Raw genomic sequence first — 18952 nt, 5'->3', positions numbered from 1 at the left:
GCGAGATATCCCGGACGACCTTTTAGTCCGGAAGAGAGGACAAAAATGTCAGTGAAGCAATGGCTTGTGGAGGATTTCGAAGCGGGAGACCTGCTTCTGGCTTCAGGAGAAACACTCTACGCTGCTCGACTTCGGTACCACCGGATCGGCGAGCTGAACGCACCAAAAGACAACCTGATTCTGCTGCCCACGTACTATGGTGGTGCAGCGAAAGGTAATCACCCCTGGGTAGGTGGCGACAGCCCGATAGACCCGGACCGATACTGCATAATCATTCCCTCGTTGTTGGGGGCCGGTGAATCATCCTCGCCCTCAAACACCTCCGGAAAACAGGCCCGAGCAGGCTTTCCTGCCGTGTCCCTCTACGACAACGTCATGCTGCAAAAACAGCTAGTGGAGGAGGTATTTGGTGACGCCCGCATTGCTCTGGCGATGGGCTGGTCCATGGGCGGGATGCAGGCGCTTCAGTGGGGCTGCCTCTTTCCGACGCAGGTACGCGCGGTGTTGGCCACCTGCTGCACGGCTCGATGCTATCCCCATAACCGGGTGTTTCTGGAGGGTGTAAAGGCTGCCCTGACGTGCGACCAAAGCTTTGAGGATGGCCACTATCGGACACCTCCTGAGCGTGGACTCAAAGCCTTTGGCCGGGTTTACGCTGGCTGGGCCTATTCCCAGGCGTTCTTCCGTCACGAACTCTGGCGCGCCCTGGGATTTGGCTCTCTTGAAGACCTGCTGCAATTCTGGGAACAGGATCACCTGGCCCAGGACGCCAATAACCTTCTTGCGGTCCTGGACACCTGGCAGCAAGGCAATATCGGCGACAACCCGGTATTTCACACGGATTATGAGTCCGCCCTTGCCGCCATTACGATGCCAACCCGGATCATGCCCAGTTCCACCGATCTTTACTTTACGGCGGAGGATGCGGCACGAGATGCGGGCCGTATGCCGGGCGCGGCATTCGAACCCCTGCCCTCGAACTGGGGCCACATTGCCGGCGGTGCCGGCCGGGAGCCTGAGAGCCACGCTCAGATTCTGGCAGCGGCCCGATCGCTGCTCGCGGGAGAAGCGTCATGATAGAGCACCCGAATCTGTGGCGCACCAGCCTGGTGCGCCTTGCCAAGGGTAACTACTCCGGAATGACACGGTTTCGCCCGCTTGAAGGATGTGGCACGCCATCTGCAACGTTCGAAGCAGAAGGTTTTCGAAACCTCGATCCGTTTACAGCACTGTTCACAACACCGCAGACAGAGCGACGGACACAATGGGTGACTAGGGTTCCGGTCCGGGCAGTCAAGATTCCCGGATGGCTGGTCCGAGAGTTACCGACCTCTGGGGAGGTTACACGGCGGGACAAAAGCCCGGGAGACTAGATCGCAAGGGACGCTGTTACCCGCGATGACCTTGCCGTGTTGTGTAACCAGAGGAGACGACTCATGCGAATGATCAACCACCACCCCGGGCGCGTTTCAGCCACCCTGCTGGGCCTGCTGCCCTTCCTGTTGATCATGCTTGTCTACAGCCTGGCCTCCCAGGAGCGTCTGGCAGAAAACCCCAACGACAAACTCCTTCCCGGACTCGAACAGATGACTGCCGCCGTGGATCGCATGGCGTTCCAGGAAGACCGCCGCAGCGGCGACTACCTGATGTGGCAGGACACCACTGCCAGTCTGGCCCGCCTTGGAATGGGTGTTGGTATCGCCGCCTCGCTGGCCCTGGTGGTGGGGATACTCAATGGCGTTCTGCCGCTGGTCAGAGCCAATCTGGCCCCTCTGGTTTCGGCGCTCTCCATGGTGCCACCTCTGGCCATTCTACCTATCCTGTTTATTGTGTTTGGGCTGGGCGAGCTCTCGAAAGTCATGCTCATTGTCATTGGCACCGCGCCAATCATGATGCGGGATGTCGCCCAGCGGGTTCGTGAGCTCCCGGGTGAACAACTGATCAAGATACAGACCCTCGGCGCCAACTCCTGGCAGGTAATCACTCGCATGGCGTTGCCCCAGGTGTTGCCACGCCTGATAGACGCCGTGCGCCTCAGCCTTGGCCCGGCCTGGCTGTTCCTCATTGCCGCAGAGGCCATTGCCTCTACTGAAGGCCTTGGCTACCGGATCTTCCTGGTGCGGCGCTACCTGGCTATGGATGTGATCCTGCCCTATGTCATCTGGATCACCATCCTCGCCATTGTCATCGACCAGTGCCTGCGTCTGACCAACCGCAGGCTGTTCCCCTGGTACAACGCAGGAGGCCACTGATGAGCTTTATTACCGTCAACAATCTCTGGAAAGAATACGGGGGCCAGGTTGTCCTGGAAAACCTGAACCTGAACGTAAAACAGGGTGAGTTCTGCACCCTGGTGGGCGCCTCCGGTTGCGGTAAATCCACCTTCCTGAAGATGTTGCTGGGCCAGGAAACCCAGACCCGCGGCGACCTGCTGCTGGAAGGCGAGGCCTTCCCGGGCGAGCCGGACCGAAACCGCGGCATTGTCTTTCAACGGTACTCGGTGTTCCCGCACCTGACCGTACGTCAGAACGTACTGATGGGCCTGGAACTGGAACAGAAACCCTGGTTGGGGAAGCTGTTCGGCAGCGCCCGCAGAGAAGCGCTTGAGAAGGTGGACGCCATGCTGGAATCCGTTGGCTTGAGCCCCTCGGCCAACAAATGGCCCCACGAACTCTCCGGCGGCATGCAGCAACGGCTGGCCATTGCCCAGTCGCTGATCATGCGGCCACGAGTACTGCTGCTGGACGAGCCGTTTGGCGCTCTGGACCCGGGTATTCGCGGTGACATGCACGACCTGTTGCTAAAGCTCTGGCAGGAGACCGGCACTACCATTTTTATGGTGACCCACGATCTGAAGGAAGGTTTTTACCTGGGTTCCCGGCTGCTGGTGTTCGACAAGGTGCGGAACGATCCCCATGACCCACAGGCATTTGGTGCCACCATCACCTACGACTTGCCGATCGGTCAGACCGACCGGAAACTGTTCGAAGATATCAACCAGTCGGTCAGTGAGACCGCAAGAAATCAGGCGGCATGATTTTTCTTACGGCCAACTAAAAAGGTCGCCCGAGGGCGACCTTTTTCACGTCTGTTCGGATCAGTTGCTAGCAACACGATCCTTCGGCAGCTTGAAGGTCCAGACCATACCGCCCTGGTTAAAGTCCTTCACCACCTTGGCAACTTCGCCACCCCAGAGCGGAACGGCACCGCCCCAGCCGGATGCCACGGAGACGTACTGCTCGCCGTCCATGGTCCAGGTAATGGGTGTGCCCACGACACCGGAACCGGTGTTGAAGCGGTAAAGCTCCTCGCCGGTCTTGGCATCAAACGCCTTCAGATGGCCCTCGGGGGTGCCGGTGAAGACCAGGCCACCAGCCGTTGTCATCACGCCACCCCACAGCGGAGCGGTGTTCTCGTAACGCCAGACTTCCTCACCGGTTTTCGGATCCATGGCCCGAAGCACGCCGATGTAGTCATCGTTGGCTGGCTTGATGGTAAAGCCAGCACCCAGAAACGCAGCGCCTTTCTTGTAGGAAACCGGCTCGTTCCAGATATCCATGGACCACTCGTTGGAGGGCACATAGAAAAGGCCGGTCTGCTGGCTGAACGCCATCGGCATCCAGTTCTTGCCACCCAGGAAGGCAGGCTGTGCAACAACCGTTTCGCCTTTACTACCATCCATCTCAGCAGGATTGCCAGGTCGACCGCCATCGGCGTAGATCGGTCGACCAGTATCCGGATCCAGGCCTTCGGCCCAGGTGATCTTGTCAACGAAAGGGAAGCCACGAATGAAGTCGCCGTTCTCACGGTTCAAAACGTAGAAGAAACCGTTACGGTCGGCCGTGGCCGCTGCTTTCACGGTTTTACCGTTCTCTTCGTAGTCGAAGGAGATCAGTTCGTTGACACCATCATAGTCCCAGCCATCGTTCGGGGTGGTCTGGAAATGCCACTTGATGCTGCCGTCGTCCGGGTCGATCGCCAGGCGGCTTGAGGAGAAGAGGTTGTCACCCGGGCGCAGGTGCGAGTTCCAGGGTGCGGGGTTACCGGTGCCGAAGAACAGGGAGTCGGTATCCGCATCGTAGGTGCCGCCCAGCCAGGTAGCCGCGCCGCCGTTTTTCCACATTTCGCCGGGCCAGGTCACGCCTGCCTTGCCACCGGAAATACCGTTTTCGATTTTCTTGCCGTCCTTGTAGATGTAGCCCATATGGCCTTCTACCGTCGGACGGGTCCAGACCAGATCACCGGTGTTGGCGTCGTAGGCTTCAACCTTGCCGACAATACCGAATTCACCACCGGAAACACCAGTAATGACCTTGCCCTTGATGACCATGGGCGCGGCGGTGATCGCATAACCGGCCTGGTAATCGGCCACTTTCTTGATCCACATCGGCTTGCCGGTGTCCTTGTTCAGGGCAACCAGTTTGGCGTCCAGGGTCCCGAAGATCACCTTGTCGCCGTAGATGGCGGCACCACGGTTAACCACGTCGCAGCAGGGCATGATGCCATCGGGCAGACGGGCATCGTACTGCCAGATTTCTTCGCCGGTTCTGGCATCGATGGCATAGATCCGGGAGTAGGAGGCAGTCACGTACATGACTCCGTCCTTGATCAGCGGCTGGGATTCCTGGCCGCGCATTTTTTCGCTGCCGAAGGAGAAAGCCCAGGCCGGCTGCAGGTACTGAACGTTGCTGGTGTTCAGGTCTTCCAGAATGCTGTAGCGCTGTCCCTGGGTACCCATGCCATAGCTGACAATGTCCTCAGGGGTCTTGTGATCGTTGATGATGTCTTCGTCGGTTACCGCATGGGCCCCGCAGGAAACTGCCATGGCCAGGGCGCTGGCCGCAATGCGAATCCCGAACTTGTTGGTTCTCATGTTTGCGCTCTCCAAGTCTCTTGTTTTCAGTTCTCTTGAGTTCGTTTCAGGCCGAACCGGGAACTTTTCCCGCCTCTGATACGATTCTTCGCTTTGTGGAAAAAACCAACAATTGCTCGCCGGAACAGGTTTTCTCATCACTTGGTAGTACGACTACACCGGATCTTCCGGCCCGGGCGTTCGGGGCAAATCCTCAGAGCTTCCCTTCAGCCCTGGTGATAGCCTGCTCATCCAGAAATTCCCGGTAATAGCCCGGCACGCTGTAGCGGAGTTTCTGGCTGGTCATCAGCTCGTTCATCTCGCCGGTCTTCACCAGCCTGTCGATGATGGCTTCAAGGGCATAGCCCAGTTGGCGATGGGTGTGTTTGATCGCCATACCCACATCCCATACCTGTTTGCCGATACCCGGAAACCCATTACCAGCGGCTTCGAACAATGCGTTCTCGGATTTGGCCAGTTCGTGATCGATCTCCGAACGCATACCCATCACGGCACTTACCTCGCCATTGCGCATGGCCTCGAACGCGTCGGCCACATTGGTGTAATGGCGAACCTGCTCCCGCATGCGTCCGCCGAACGCGGAGGTCAGGTAAAAATCAGGCAAGGTATCTATCTCGACGCCAATACGGTTGTATTGAAAAACCGCCACGGTTTCGACGGCATCGAGCTTCTCGGGGTTGTAGGCAATTTGCCAGGTTTCCTGCTGATACGGGCCGAACAGAACGACCTGTTCGTTGATGTACTCGCCGGTGGAATCCTGCATGTAGGCGTAGGTCTTGTCGTAGGGCACCCGAAGCATCACGTCAGCAAGCCGCTGTTTGGCCAGGTAGTGCCCTTTCCAGACATTGTTACGCAGGTCGTCCCCGAGGTTTTCATCCGGGATTATCCAGTGCACTTTGAATTCAACGCCCATTGCCTTGGCGATCCGACGACCAAGCTCGATATCGATGCCTCTGGGGTCACCATCAACCTGGTAGGAATACGGCGGAAAATTCTCGTAGACGCCGACTTTCAGGTAGCCAGAATCCAGAATGATGTCGTAGGTGCGGTCCGCAGGTCGGTTCAGGAGTTCGTTTCCGTCGTTCACCTCCTGGGCCACCACAAGCTGGGCGAACAACAACAGGGCAAGCATCCGAGACAATATTTTCATCATTTTCTCCCAACGACGAAGGGCCGACACAAGGCCGGCCCGAATTCAGGCATTCATTTTGGCAAGGGCGGTTTTCATCACTCCGGCTTGGGCAGGGATTCCACATAGGAGCGGATTGCCCACATGGCATTCTGGTCCATGCTCTTCTTCCAGGAAGGCATACCCCGATCCGTGCCGTTGCGGACGCGATTGATAAAATACTCGTCGTCCCATTCGGTCAGTTCCCGCAGATCCGGTGTCAGACCTCCAGACATCGCCCGGATGCCATGGCAGGCGGCACAGTTGCCGGCGTAGGCACTTTCGCCAATTTTGACGGCCTGAGGGTTGAACTCTCCGAATTCATTGCCTTCACGGAACGGATTCTCAATGCGGATGTCATCGCCCAGCTCCGGCAGATTGCCCGTATCCACTTCCTGTGGTGTGACATTGCCGTGCGCAATAGCGAAGCCGGCCAGGCCAAACATGGCCGCAGCCACGATTGTTTTGAGTGAAAAGGACAGTGCCATTGGTCTTACCTCTGTTATTGGATTCCCCGTGGTTGGCTATTGGATTTGTCAGTTGCCAACTTGCTGACCTCTAGTCTAGGAATCCCCTTCTCCAATCCGAATGCCACTTTGGGGGTTTTGGCTTAGTTCCTTGGTAGTAGATTTTTGGCCCCCGAGCGGAAATCTCATCCTTTGGTACTGCCTGATTCCTACTTTCTGAATATTCCCGGGCGTTTCCCCCTTCCATAAGCTGGAAGCACAACAACAAACCGGAGAATCCCATGTCTTTTCTGTCCAAGGCAGCGGCCACTTCACTGCTAACACTGGCGGCGGCAAGCCCGTTAAAAGCGGAGGCTCTGGATGTGCGGATTGGCTACCTGCAATGGGTTCCGGATCAGGGGCCGGTGCTTTCCAATGTCATTCCCGAGCCGGAGGATGCCGGCCTCAGAGGTGCCGAACTGGGCATCAACGACAACAGCACCACCGGCAAGTTTCTGGGCCAGACCTACTCACTCCAGAGTGACGTTGCCGATACCGAAGAAGCCGCCATCGCAGCGTTTGAAGCCATGCGCAGGGACGGACTGGAATTGTTTGTAGTGAACGCGCCGGCCTCGACGCTGAAAACCCTCACCGAAAAGGCAGGCGACAACACCCTGATTTTCAACGCCGGCGCCAAGGACGATGCCCTGCGCACCGGCCAGTGCCACGTGAACCTGCTGCACACCATGCCCAGCTATTCCATGCTCACGGACGCTCTCGGCCAGTGGCTGAACCAGCGGCGCTGGGATGAGGTGTTTCTGATTACCGGGCCGACCGAGGCCGACAAGGGCTGGGCCGATGCCTTCCGCCGTTCGGCCAAGCGCTTCGGGCTGGAGATTGTCGAAGACAAGCCCTGGACCTTTGACGCCGACTTGCGACGCACCGCCTCGAAGGAGTTGCCGCTGTTTACCCAGGCCAGTGATTACGACGCAGTGGTCGTCGCCGATGTTCGCGGGGATTTTGGTGAGTACGTGCCGTTCAACACCTGGCTACCGCGACCGGTAGTCGGTACCCAGGGCATGTCACCTGTCACCTGGCATCGGGTAGTGGAGAGCTGGGGCGCCGCCCAACTCCAGAATCGTTTTCGCGAGCTGGGCGGCCGGGACATGAACAACGAAGACTATGCGGCATGGACCGCTATTCGCACAATCGGCACGGCGGTGACCGACCTGAACTCTGCCAGTCCCATAGACATCCGGAATTTCCTGTTCAGCGACAAGTTCCAATTGGCGGCATTCAAGGGCCGCAAGCTGACCTTCCGCGACTGGAATGGCCAGCTTCGACAACCGATTCCTCTGGTCCATCCCCGGGGACTGGTGGCGCGCGCACCCTTCGAAGGCTTTCTCCATCCCAACAGCCAGATGGACACCCTGGGTTTCGACCGCCCCGAAAGTGAGTGCCGGATCAACGGCTAACCCGATGTCGCCTTACCGGATACAACAAAAAGGAGCTACACGATGAAAACCCTGTTCAAGCGCACCGCCCTGGCCGCGATGATCGGCCTGTCCACACCGGCCCTGGCCAGCGTAGCCTATGTGTCCAACGAGAAGGACAACACCCTGTCGGTGATCGATACCGAAACGCAGAAAGTGATTGAAACCATCGACGTCGGCCAGCGGCCCCGAGGCATCCTGCTCTCCAAGGACTACACCAAGCTCTACATCTGCGCCAGCGACGATGACACGGTTCAGGTGCTGGATCTGGCTACCCGCAAGATTGTCGACACCCTGCCTTCCGGTGAAGATCCGGAACAATTCGCGCTGCACCCGAACAACAAGCATCTCTACATCGCCAACGAGGACGACGCCATCGTGACCGTGGTGGATGTCGACAGCAAAGAGGTGCTCGCCCAGATTGATGTGGGTATCGAGCCGGAGGGCATGGCGGTGAGCCCGAATGGCAAGTGGGCCGTGAACACCTCCGAAACCACCAGCATGCTGCACTGGATCAACACCGAGACCTTCGAGATCGAAAAGAACATCGTTGTAGGCCAGCGGCCTCGCCATGTTGAATTCAGCCGGGACAGCAAGATTGCATGGGCCTCTGCGGAAATCGGCGGCACCGTGCACATCATCGATGTCGACAACCTGGAGCAGATCCACGAGATGTCTTTCAAAGTGCCCGGCGTGAACCAGGACCGGGTACAGCCGGTAGGTATCGAACTGACGTCCGATGGCAAGTACGCGTTTGTGGCGCTTGGCCCCTCAAATCATGTGGCGGTAGTCGACGCAAAAACCTATGAGGTTCTGGATTACCTGCTGGTGGGTGCACGCGTCTGGCAGCTGGATCTCGACAAGGACGAGACGCATCTTTACACCACCAACGGCGTTTCCGGGGACGTGTCCGTGATCAACCTGGAGGACATGAAGGTCATCAAATCCATCAAGGTGGGCCGCTACCCCTGGGGTGTGGTCATCGATCCGACCTCATGACCATCGAAGCCAGCACCCTCAGCTTTCACTACGGCGACAAGCCGGTGCTCCGGGAGGTCAGCTTTGCGCTGACCTCCGGCCGCTTTCACGCCCTGCTCGGGCCCAACGGCGCCGGCAAATCAACCCTGTTTGGTTTGCTTACCCGCCTGCTGGCCCTCCAGCAGGGCGATATTCTATTGGGTGGCCAATCACTGAAAAAACAGCCGGCGGAGGCCATGCGCCAGATCGGCGTGGTGTTCCAGCAGAATGCCCTGGACCTGGACCTGACTGTGCGGCAGAACCTGCAATACCACGCGGCGTTACACGGTTTGTCCCGCAAAGAAGCTCGGGTTCGGGGTGACCAGGAACTGGAACGCTTCAACCTGCTGGACCGGGCCAACGATGCCGTCCGCCAGCTCAACGGCGGTCACCGCCGGCGCGTGGAAATAGCAAGGGCTCTTCTTCACAACCCTTCCCTGTTGTTACTGGACGAGCCGACCGTGGGACTGGACGTAGCAAGCCGCAAAGGGCTCAACGAGCACGTCCGAACCCTGTGCGAAGAAGACGGCCTGACCGTACTCTGGGCTACTCACCTGATCGAAGAAGTCAGTGAAGACGACCGGGTGCTGATCCTACACCAGGGCCAGTTACTGGCCGATGGCAATGGCCAGGCCATCTGCGAGGCCGAAGGCACCCGGGATCTGGCCGAAACTTTCCATTCTCTGACCGGAGCCGGCTGATATGAAAGCAGCGCACTACTGGCACTGTTTTGTGGGCATCCAGACCCGGGAGTGGCTGCGATTCTGGCAGCAGCGCACCCGCTTTGCCAGCGCCCTGGTGCGCCCACTGCTCTGGCTGGTGGTGTTCGCCGCCGGGTTCCGGGCAGTGCTGGGCATTTCCATCATCCCGCCTTACGAGACCTACATCACCTACGAGACCTACATCGCTCCGGGCTTGTGCGGCATGATCATCCTGTTCAACAGTATGCAGGGCGCTCTGTCCATGGTGTACGACCGGGAATTGGGCAGCATGCGGGTGCTGCTGATGAGCCCCCTGCCACGACCTTTCCTGCTGGTCACCAAACTGTTGGCCATGGGCGTTGTGTCCATTGGCCAGGTGTATGTGTTCCTGCTGCTGGCGCTGCTGGTGGATGTGGAGCCACCACTCTGGGGCTACCTGGCGGTGTTGCCGGCGTTGATCCTGACCAGTCTGATGCTAGGTGCTTTGGGTTTGCTCATTGCTACCTGGATCAAGCAACTGGAGAACTTTGCCGGGGTGATGAACTTCGTCATCTTCCCGATGTTCTTCATGTCCTCGGCGCTGTATCCGCTCTGGCGTATGAACGAAGCCAGTCCCTGGCTGTACTGGATTTGTCAGTTCAATCCGTTTACTCACGCAGTGGAGGCGATCCGGTTCTCGCTGTATCTGGAGTGGAATCCGATGGCTTACGGGATTACTGGGGGTGTCACTGTGGTTCTGGCATTGCTTGCCACAGCCGGCTTCCGGCCTCAGAGGACCAAGATACTTGGGACCTCCAAGCCTGCCTGATCCGGAGGAAGGCTGACAGCGTGCAGACCTCGTAGGTCGGATTAGCAAAGCGTAATCCGACAGCCATCCGGACACCCGTCGATCAACCTAAGAGCCCGTCAAGTCCAGACCACGAAGCCTGCCAAGCAGCCCATCGATCAATCCGGGTTCACCAATCGGATCATCCCACTGCAATCGGGCGGGCTTTCCATCCAGGTACCACAGACGGTTCGCCAAGATCTCTGCATCCCCGCCATCATGGGTAACACAGATCATCGCCATGTCCGGATGCGAATCCAGAATTCCGGCAATCAGTGCTTTTAGCTCACCCGCCATCACAGGGTCCAGTGACGCAAACGGCTCGTCCAGCAGCAGCAAGTCCGGCTTCACCGCCAGGCAACGGGCCAGGGCCGCCCTTCTGGCCATACCCAGGGACAGCTGGTCCGGCAGGTAATGGCCATAACCGGACAATCCCACCTGTTCCAACAAGGCCTCGGCTTCCCGATCACTGGCACCCACCAGTCTCAGATTGGCATCCAGGCTTCGCCACGGCAGCAAGCGATGTTCCTGAAACAGATAACCCACCCGGAGTTTGCCGCGACCAATAACCGCCTCGTCTGGCACCGATTTATCAAGACCGGCAATCGCATTCAGCAGGGTGGTCTTGCCGATACCCGAGGGCCCCAGCAGGCAGATTCGATCGCCTCTTTCTATGGTTGCGAAGACCTCTCCGAGCACCGGCTGGCCGAAATCGCGGCCGGCGATTCTGAGTTCAAGCATGGGCAGCCTCCGGCTGACGCCAGCGGCTGGATCGACGCTCAAGGGGCTGCAGGATGGCCAGCTCGATCAGCTGGACGACGGCAATAAAAGCCAGGCTGTAGGCCAGAATGGCTGCCACGTCGAATACCTGGAAGGCCATGTGCAGCTGGAACCCAACGCCGCTGGATCGGCCGAGCAGTTCCACTACAAGGACAATCTTCCAGATCAGGGCGAGACCACCCCGCGTGGCGGCCATGAGGTAGGGAAACAGCTGCGGCACCCAGACTTGCCGCAATCGTTGCCAGCGGGTGAACTCGTATACGGTGGCCATTTCCTCAAGCCGGTAGTCGAGGCTGCGGGCGCCTTCCCTGACGGTAACCGCCACGTTGGGCACTTTGTTGATCACGACCGCCATCACGGCAGCCACTTCGACCAGGCCGAACCAGACATACATGAGGATGATGGTGACCAGGGCCGGCAGGTTCAGTAACAGCACCAGCAAGGGATCGAACAGGGCATTGGTGGTTTGTGAACGGCCCATCACGATGCCGATGGCGGTGCCAATGGCCATGGCCAGAACAAACGCAACCACTACACGGGCCAGGGTAGCCCCCAGGTGATGCCAGAGCTCGCCGGAAGCCGATTCCCGAATCAGGGTATCCAGAACACTCAGGGGCGTTGGTAGCAGGGGCGACTGGAGCAACCAGGCGGTCAGTGCCCAGAGCACGACAAACGAAGGCAGAACTATCCAGTAGCTCCACAGCGGCGGGCGGCCGGAACGGCCTTTCACGGCTGCCTCCGGTAAAACAGATGGGCCGGCATAAGGTTGTCCGGGTCGGCGCCTGTGAGGGTCATCAAACGCTGCAGGTCAGCGATTCTCTGGTCCGTTTGCGGCGCAGGCGTCCCGGCGACAAAGCCCTCACGCAATGCGGTGAATACACCATCCTCGGGATCGCCCATGAGAGGGCGCAAGCGCTGCCACGGAGGTTCACCGTCCGCCAGCTCGGCTTTGGCCTGTCGCAGGGAAGTTGCGAAACCATCAATCAGAGAACCATGGTCTTTCGCCCAACTCTCGGGAAAAACATAGCCAAGCACTGGCAGGCTGCGATCCAGATCAAGCTCAGTGAGCAGGTCAGCCATACTGAACGCCGATCGCCAGTCGCCCTCGCCTCTGAGACGGGCCGCGAAATGCCAGTAGGTAACGACTACATCCACCTGCCCGCGTTTTAGCGCCTGGCTCAACAGAGGCGGAGCTGCGAACTGAAGCTCGGCGGACTCCTCCAGGTTGATCCCCTGCCGCTGTGCGACCTTCTTGAGCAGTATCCAGCCCTTACTGTCCGGCCCGCCCGCAACGCCGATGCGTTTACCCACCAGATCCTCCACCGAACGGATTGTTGAGGTTTCAGCGACGACGATATCGCCGATCTGGGAAGAAAAAGGGACATAAAGGTAAGGCGTGCCAGCCTGGAACCGGGACTGCGCCCACAGCAGGTCGGCCACCGCGCCATTCACCGAGCCGCTGGTAACCGCCAACCTGGAGGCCGGAAGGTTGGCAACCGGTTTCAATTCCAGCCGGTAGCCATTCTCCCGATCCAAGCCCCGGTGCAGGATATGGTCAAGCTCCCAGTGGGCAGTGCCGAACTGCAACACACTGACAGACAGCACGGGCACCTCAGGCGCTCCTTCCCGGGCATGAACACTGCCTGCGAGACTACAGAGAAGACATATCAGGGCGGCCATTCCCTTTTTGAACCAGAGATCGGCGAGAAAGCGTTGGGAAACAGGCGTTATTGTTGGTTGTAGGCTCATTGCTCCACGATACGAAGCCCGCAGCCCGGCAAGAATAGTACTTTGGTGCCTGTTTTTTGGTGCGATGGTCGCATTCAACCCGAGACCAAGATGGCGTGTAATGAAACCATGACAATAATAAACAGAGAATCGGGACCGACCCCGGCGATTCTCTGCACAGGAGGCCGCCATGCTGAACGAGCTCGATGCCGCACTCTCTACCGAGAACTACCCTTCCGAAAACTGCCATCATGCTTCCGAAAAACGCTATCATGATTCGGAAGCCATCCCAGATACTGAAAACAAACAGGTAGACCCATCCATGGAGCCGGCTTACAAGATTCTGATTGCCGACGACCACCCACTGTTCCGCGAGGCTATCAGTAGCGTTATCGCCTCTGGCTTTGAGGGCAGCGAGATCATCGAAACCGACGATCTGGACAGCGCTCTCGACATTACCCGTGAGAACGACGACCTGGACCTGATCCTGCTGGACCTGAACATGCCCGGCATGCATGGCCTGAATGGCCTGATCACGCTGCGTAATGAGGCACCGACCATCCCGGTGGTGATTGTCTCTGCCGAGGAAGACAAGCAGGTGGTTCTGCAAGCCATTACATACGGCGCCTGCGGATTCATTACCAAGTCCTCGCCCCGGGCCCAGATGACCGAGGCTATCCAGCAGATCCTGAACGGCAATGTTTACCTGCCCTCGGACATCATCCGAACCGGCAAGGAAAGCAATACGCGCCGTAGGCGCAATGAAGACAATCCTATTTCGCCGGAGCTGCTCAACTCCCTGACCCGCCGCCAGTTGCTGGTGCTCGAGCGCATGTCCAAGGGCGAATCCAACAAGCAGATTGCCTATAACCTGAACATCGCCGAGACCACAGTGAAGGCGCATGTGTCTGCGATCCTTCGCAAGCTCGGGGTACACAACCGGGTGCAGGCGATTCTGTCCGCCAGCGATGTGGATTTCAGTCAGTATTTGAAGCGGTAAGGTGGCGTGTTTGTCGGATTACGCCGTTGGCTAATCCGACCTACCTTTGGAGCACTCATCCCCGCGTAGGTCGGATTAGGCGCAGCCGTAATCCGACGCCTGTCGGCAACCTCAATTCCTGAGCAAATGACTCAGCGCACTGCGCAACTTAAGGGGCTTCACCGGCTTGTTCATCAGCAGGTGTCCAAGCTGGCGGATATGCTGCTTGAGTTCATTGGTGTAATTGGCGGTAATCATCACCACCGGTGCCGGGTATCTTCGGCGGCCATTGATCTCCGCTACCACATCCACGCCGTTTTCATCGTTATCCAGATGGTAGTCCGCCAGGATCAGGTCCACCGCACTGCTGGCCGGATCCAGCTGGCGTTCGAGATCCTCCAGGGACACCGCAGTCACTACCTGACAATCCCAGCCCTCGAGCAGGGTTTGCATGCCCTGGCAAATAGACTGGTCGTTGTCGATCACCCAGATTCGGGCACCGCCAAGACCGCTATCGAAAGACAGGGCCCGGTTCTGGTCCGCCGCCGGTTGGCGTGGCTTCAGCTTGCCGACCGGAACCCGGACGCTGAAGACTGACCCCCTGCCCTCAATGGAATTCACCGTCACCTCGTGTCCCAGCATTCGGGATATTTTGTCGACAATGGCCAGACCAAGTCCCAGGCCTTTATCGGGCTGTGAGCCGGCCGGGCGAATACGCTTGAATTCCTGGAAGATCTCGGTGAGTTTGTCTTCGGGAATACCCGGGCCGGTGTCCCACACCTGCAACAGCATATGATCACCACTGCGCCTGCAGCCCAGCAGAATGCGTCCCTGCCCTGTGTAGCGAATGGCGTTGGTCAAGAAATTACGGAGTATCCGGGCCAGCAATTGCGAATCCGATTCAACGATTGCGGAGCTGGCAACAAAATCCAGCCGGAGTCCCTCGGCCATGGCCATCTGACGAAACTCCCGGGCGATATTATTAAGCAGGTCCCGCAAGTCGAAGGCGGTGACATCCGGCTTGATCACACCGGCATCGAGCTTGGAAATATCTACCAGGGTACCCAGCAGGTTTTCGACATCGTCCAGGGACGTGCTCACCGAACGAACCAGTCCTTCGGCTTTAGGCCCGAACGACTGTTCCAACAGCGCACTGGTGAACAACCGCGCCGCATTTAGCGGCTGCAGCAGGTCGTGACTGACCGCCGCCAGGAACTTGGTTTTGGAGAGATTGGCCCGTTCAGCCTCAAGCTTGGCATCCCGAAGACGAGCCTCAACCGCCGCCCGCTCAGTGATTTCCTGACGCAGTTGATTGTTCAGACCGGTCAGGGCTGCGGTGCGTTCCTTCACCCGTCGCTCGAGGTTGTCATACGCCTGCTCCAGGGCCAGGGCGGTCTTGCGGCGGTCGGTGATGTCCCGTATCAGCACGAAGAAACCGATGATATCGCCCTGCTCATCGAAATTCGGCACGTAGGAACGCAGCATGTGGCGTACCTCACCCTGCTCACCGGTCTCCTCGAATTCGAACGTCACGTTGTGGCCGTCCATGACATCGAGAATCTGGGGAAGCAGGCGCTGGTAAAACTCCGGCGAATGCACCTCGTTAAGACGTTTGCCAAGGGGCGACTCGCCTTTGCGCCCGTACCATGACTCATAGACCTTGTTGCAGAACTGGATGGTCATGTCGGCCCCGATATAGGCAATCAGCGCGGGAACATGGTCGGTCACCACCCGGATCCAGCGCTCGCTTTCTTCGAGCGCCTTGATCCGGCGGGCCATTTCGCTGTTCTTCACATCGGTGATGTCGGAATAGAGCACCACCAACCCACCTTCCCGGGTCGGTCTCTCGGTAACCTGAACCCAGCGGCCGTTGGCCAGCAGAAACACCACGCCTTCCGAATCCGGATGGCTGTGTTCCTCCAGGACCAGACCGCAGGCCACCGCCTGCCGCTTTACGTCTGAAATCCGGGTACCCTGGCCCGGCGCGTCAACACCGGCATGGCGCCAGTAACTCCGGAACCGGCTGTTGCTCTGGATCAGGCAATGCCGGTTATCAAACAGCACAAAACCGTCGGCAATGCTCTCGATGGCATCGCTCAGTCTCTGGCGGGTTGTCTCGGCTTCTTCCCGGGCCCGGTTCAGGGCCTTGTTGCTGCCCTTGAGCTGCTCCATGGCCTGGTTCAGTGCCTCGGTCCGCTCCCGAACCTGCTCGGCAAGCACCACCGAGTGCTCGAAGGCGGCGTAGGGCTCCGGCTTGTGGGCAGAGCCGGACTCCACCCGGACAATCAGGGCATCGCGAATCCGCCGCAGGCGCTCGTTCTCCGTCTCAAGCTCGGCAATCCGCCGGTCCCGCTCGTCGCCGCCGAGTGTTTCAGTCTTGTCCGGAGTGGACATCAGGCTGGCCAATGACCACCCCCGTAAACGTCTGGTTGATATGCATGCCGTCGAACTGCTCGCCGTAGGTATTGAAGCCAATCACATTGTGATGGCGAAGGAATTCTGAAACCGCTTCCACTTCCCCCGTCAGTTCAGCTTCCAGTCGCCGCAGGAAACAATCGCAACCAATGGTAACCAGAGGCGGCCCAACGACTCGCTCTGCCGCTTCAATCTGGGTTCGAACGCTGTCGAGCAGGGACTCCGGTTCCATGGCCGTCATCACAATCCCGGTTTCCACCGCACAGTAGAAGGTCAGACTCTTGTCCGGGTTCACCCGCTGCACCGAGCGGACAAAATAGTGGCCGCCGATCTTCACCCCCATGGGTCTGAGCGCGAAGACCTTGCGATCCAGGGCATCGACATCCACGCCGACGGCTCGGGCATAGGCATCGGCGGCCGGTTCGGCGTTAAGCTCGAAGACCGTGCGACTTTCCGCGCAGGCGTCGGTCACTACCAGTTTTTCACTGCGCTCAACCATGTGATGTGTGGAAAAGACCCGAAAATCCAGGGGTGTGTTCACCAGCAGGACCGTGGCGGCCCCGGTGTGGAACTGGCCGTCATAGAACACATGGGTGTTGGCCAGGCGCTCATCATCACCGGCGGAGCCACCGAACTGGGGAATGGTGCCGAGCGCCGAGTTGAGGGTTGCCAGCACAAGCTCTTCACGACTAGAGAGGCCGTCCAGAAGCGTGATGGCAAAGGTGTTGCCTTTGACCGGCGCCAGACTGGCGTCCCGGCAGGTAGAAAGCAGGCCATCGATTACGCCCTGGGCGTCCTGCAGAGTGAACCGATCCAGCTCCCGGATCAGCGCACAGTCGATGGCGAAATAGCGGCGGTCAAACCCGATGGCGGTGATACACCCGCGACCGTAACCCTCCGGCGTAATCTCCCCGGCGGACGTGCAGCCGCATACGCGCACACCCTGAAAGCTGTGCTCAAGGGCAATACCGAGTCGACCCAGATCGTATTCCGCAGAACAGAAGAACAGCACACAACCAAGATGCTCATGGCTGAGCTGACTGGCGAGATTGGTGGCGGCCAACATCGGATCGCGAACGCTGGAGCTCGCTACCCGGACCGCGGGCAGGGTCGTCGCTGGCTTCATAAACGCAGGTCCCGAAAACGGATGACTTTCCACCGATTTTACGGCATCCGTAAACGCAGCCAATGCGACTTCAGTGCTTTTAATAGGCGCGCCGAAATGATCGTAAGCCATTGATTAAAATGCCTCCTGAATCAATGCCTGGTGGCGCTGCCGGTTTATATTCTGGCAAACCGGCACTTTAGTCTTAGACCAACCAACGCTGCGAGGGGCCTCCGGCCACCCGCAACGCCAGGAAGTGCTTAGAACATCACGATGGCGCCAAGGGCGATGGTGTCTGCCTCAGTGGTGGTTGCGCCGGTGCTGCGGTTGTTGTCTTCGTACATGTTGTACTCGGCAACCAGCTTGAAGTTGCTGTTTACATCATGGAAGAACCCGAGTGTTGTGCTCTCGGTTTCCAGATTCAGGATTTCAGCATCCGTCTCTCCGTAGGAAAGCACAACGCGATTGGCGCCGAAAGCATAGGAGCCCTGAACCAGAAAGCCGTCTGCATCGTCCTCGGTCACCGCTCCGTTGCCGATCAGAACCGGATTGTCACCCTTGGAAGTAAAACCCGAAGCTGCCAGGGTCAGTCCCGCGACGGACGCCTTGACGCCGTATCCAAGACCTGTGCTGTCGACAGTGGTACTACCATTTTCAGCAGACTGATAGCGACCGTTCACCCAGCCGGTCAGGGCCACATCGTTCAGGTTGGCGTTGTAGGTTATCTCGGACTCGAAGCGGGGAGCGGCGTTTTCGTCATTGGCACCGGTCACCGTATCGGCGGGATCCAGCACACCGGCCGCGACTTTGAGGCCGCTCATATCCGGCGAGCGGTAAGTAATCTGGGCAGACGGTGTCGGGTATGGGTAGCCCGCGCGGATATTGCCAAAGGAAACGCCACCGGCAACGCCTGGGGAACCGAATCCCATCAGGATTTCGTCGAGGAAAATGTTGGAGCGTGCGTAAAGGCCGAAGTCCTTACCAATCAGCACCTGACCAAAATCACCATCTACCGTGGCATAGAACTGACGCACGTCGATGGCGGTGTCTGTGGGTGAATCAAGGCTGTCATTGATGGTCGTCCAGAACGAGGACCGCCCGCCCAGGGTCAGATCACCCATATCCTTGCTGAAATTGAAGCCAATGGTGTTTGGCAGGAAGCCCATCTTGATGCGGGAATCCCGAACGTCGTTCTGCTTGTCGTCACGGTTTACGTAGAACGCATTGAAGTAGCCATCCACGGAAAAGCTGGTGCCGTCCTGGTTATACAGCTCAACAGCGGCATTGGCCCCTGCGCTTGCACCCATGGCCGCTGCCATGGCAATCGCTAACCCTGACTTTCTGACGTTATTGTTTTTCATAGTTCCCCCGGTTGTTTTTGGAAATCTGGGATCGGAGGCCCGGATCATCCGGACGCCCCA

General features: G+C 58.6%; 17 protein-coding genes and 1 riboswitch. Of the genes, 8 read left to right on the top strand and 9 right to left on the bottom strand.

Going from position 1 to position 18952, the window contains the following annotated elements; all coding sequences use genetic code 11:
• Positions 1 to 45 precede the first annotated feature (45 nt).
• From FMN52_RS12070 to FMN52_RS12060, 3 genes are all read left to right on the top strand, one after another.
• On the top strand, positions 46 to 1077 hold the full coding sequence (locus FMN52_RS12070; RefSeq protein ID WP_148608845.1) for an alpha/beta fold hydrolase: 1032 nt from the start codon (positions 46 to 48) through the stop codon (positions 1075 to 1077).
• Between the two features lie 184 nt (positions 1078 to 1261).
• Positions 1262 to 1370: riboswitch (guanidine-I (ykkC/yxkD leader) on the top strand.
• 66 nt (positions 1371 to 1436) lie between these two features.
• A complete protein-coding gene (locus tag FMN52_RS12065) occupies positions 1437 to 2252 on the top strand; it encodes an ABC transporter permease (protein WP_148608844.1) in 816 nt (271 codons plus the stop codon).
• The gene (locus FMN52_RS12060) at positions 2252 to 3037 is read left to right on the top strand and encodes an ABC transporter ATP-binding protein (protein ID WP_148608843.1); all 786 of its coding nucleotides are present in this window, start codon (positions 2252 to 2254) and stop codon (positions 3035 to 3037) included. The genes FMN52_RS12065 and FMN52_RS12060 overlap by 1 nt, the downstream gene beginning before the upstream one ends.
• Before the next feature lie 60 nt (positions 3038 to 3097).
• On the opposite strand, the gene FMN52_RS12055 is transcribed toward FMN52_RS12060, so the two are convergent.
• The 3 genes from FMN52_RS12055 to pedF all read right to left on the bottom strand — a co-directional run bounded on the left by FMN52_RS12055 (position 3098) and on the right by pedF (position 6529).
• Positions 3098 to 4873, bottom strand: coding sequence for a PQQ-dependent methanol/ethanol family dehydrogenase (locus FMN52_RS12055; RefSeq protein WP_148608842.1), 1776 nt, complete (start codon positions 4871 to 4873; stop codon positions 3098 to 3100).
• A gap of 193 nt (positions 4874 to 5066) precedes the next feature.
• Positions 5067 to 6023 (bottom strand): transporter substrate-binding domain-containing protein, encoded by a 957-nt coding sequence (locus FMN52_RS12050; protein ID WP_148608841.1) that lies wholly within the window; start codon positions 6021 to 6023, stop codon positions 5067 to 5069.
• A gap of 77 nt (positions 6024 to 6100) precedes the next feature.
• The gene (gene pedF / locus FMN52_RS12045; protein WP_148608840.1) at positions 6101 to 6529 is read right to left on the bottom strand and encodes a cytochrome c-550 PedF; all 429 of its coding nucleotides are present in this window, start codon (positions 6527 to 6529) and stop codon (positions 6101 to 6103) included.
• Positions 6530 to 6789: 260 nt separating this feature from the next.
• Between pedF and FMN52_RS12040 the strand changes: the two genes are divergently transcribed.
• From FMN52_RS12040 to FMN52_RS12025, 4 genes are read left to right on the top strand one after another with little or no spacing between them, the layout of a single operon-like run.
• Positions 6790 to 7962 (top strand): ABC transporter substrate-binding protein, encoded by a 1173-nt coding sequence (locus FMN52_RS12040; RefSeq protein WP_148608839.1) that lies wholly within the window; start codon positions 6790 to 6792, stop codon positions 7960 to 7962.
• Between the two features lie 42 nt (positions 7963 to 8004).
• Entirely contained in the window at positions 8005 to 8979 is a 975-nt protein-coding gene (locus FMN52_RS12035) for a YVTN family beta-propeller repeat protein (RefSeq protein ID WP_148608838.1), read from the top strand.
• Complete coding sequence (locus tag FMN52_RS12030) at positions 8976 to 9698, top strand: ABC transporter ATP-binding protein (RefSeq protein ID WP_148608837.1); 723 nt, start codon at positions 8976 to 8978, stop codon at positions 9696 to 9698. The genes FMN52_RS12035 and FMN52_RS12030 overlap by 4 nt, the downstream gene beginning before the upstream one ends.
• Position 9699: 1 nt before the next feature.
• On the top strand, positions 9700 to 10506 hold the full coding sequence (locus FMN52_RS12025) for an ABC transporter permease (protein WP_148608836.1): 807 nt from the start codon (positions 9700 to 9702) through the stop codon (positions 10504 to 10506).
• Between the two features lie 87 nt (positions 10507 to 10593).
• Here FMN52_RS12025 and FMN52_RS12020 read toward each other — a convergent pair whose 3' ends face one another.
• The 3 genes from FMN52_RS12020 to FMN52_RS12010 are packed head-to-tail and all read right to left on the bottom strand — an operon-like array spanning position 10594 to position 12984.
• Positions 10594 to 11265 (bottom strand): ATP-binding cassette domain-containing protein, encoded by a 672-nt coding sequence (locus FMN52_RS12020; RefSeq protein ID WP_148608835.1) that lies wholly within the window; start codon positions 11263 to 11265, stop codon positions 10594 to 10596.
• Positions 11258 to 12034 carry an ABC transporter permease subunit gene (locus FMN52_RS12015; RefSeq protein WP_240339471.1) on the bottom strand — a complete coding sequence of 259 codons (777 nt, stop codon included), beginning with the start codon at positions 12032 to 12034 and terminating at the stop codon, positions 11258 to 11260. The genes FMN52_RS12020 and FMN52_RS12015 overlap by 8 nt, the downstream gene beginning before the upstream one ends.
• Positions 12031 to 12984, bottom strand: coding sequence for an ABC transporter substrate-binding protein (locus FMN52_RS12010; RefSeq protein WP_148608834.1), 954 nt, complete (start codon positions 12982 to 12984; stop codon positions 12031 to 12033). The genes FMN52_RS12015 and FMN52_RS12010 overlap by 4 nt, the downstream gene beginning before the upstream one ends.
• Positions 12985 to 13354: 370 nt before the next feature.
• Here FMN52_RS12010 and FMN52_RS12005 point away from each other — a divergent pair, with 370 nt between their 5' ends.
• Entirely contained in the window at positions 13355 to 14032 is a 678-nt protein-coding gene (locus tag FMN52_RS12005) for a response regulator transcription factor (RefSeq protein ID WP_148609746.1), read from the top strand.
• A 111-nt stretch (positions 14033 to 14143) separates the two neighbouring features.
• Here the strand turns inward: FMN52_RS12005 and FMN52_RS12000 are convergent, their stop codons facing one another.
• The 3 genes from FMN52_RS12000 to FMN52_RS11990 form a co-directional block, all read right to left on the bottom strand.
• A complete protein-coding gene (locus FMN52_RS12000) occupies positions 14144 to 16405 on the bottom strand; it encodes a hybrid sensor histidine kinase/response regulator (RefSeq protein ID WP_148609745.1) in 2262 nt (753 codons plus the stop codon).
• Positions 16383 to 17663: a nitric oxide-sensing protein NosP gene (nosP, locus tag FMN52_RS11995; RefSeq protein ID WP_148608833.1), complete on the bottom strand. Its 1281-nt coding sequence runs from the start codon at positions 17661 to 17663 to the stop codon at positions 16383 to 16385. The genes FMN52_RS12000 and nosP overlap by 23 nt, the downstream gene beginning before the upstream one ends.
• Before the next feature lie 128 nt (positions 17664 to 17791).
• Positions 17792 to 18892, bottom strand: coding sequence for a porin (locus FMN52_RS11990; RefSeq protein ID WP_148608832.1), 1101 nt, complete (start codon positions 18890 to 18892; stop codon positions 17792 to 17794).
• Positions 18893 to 18952: the final 60 nt, after the last annotated feature.

The sequence above is a fragment of the Marinobacter sp. BW6 genome, assembly GCF_008107725.1.
Classification (GTDB): Bacteria; Pseudomonadota; Gammaproteobacteria; order Pseudomonadales; family Oleiphilaceae; genus Marinobacter.
The sequence above is the reverse complement of the archived record's forward strand: the minus strand, read 5'-3'. Positions and strand labels throughout refer to the sequence as shown.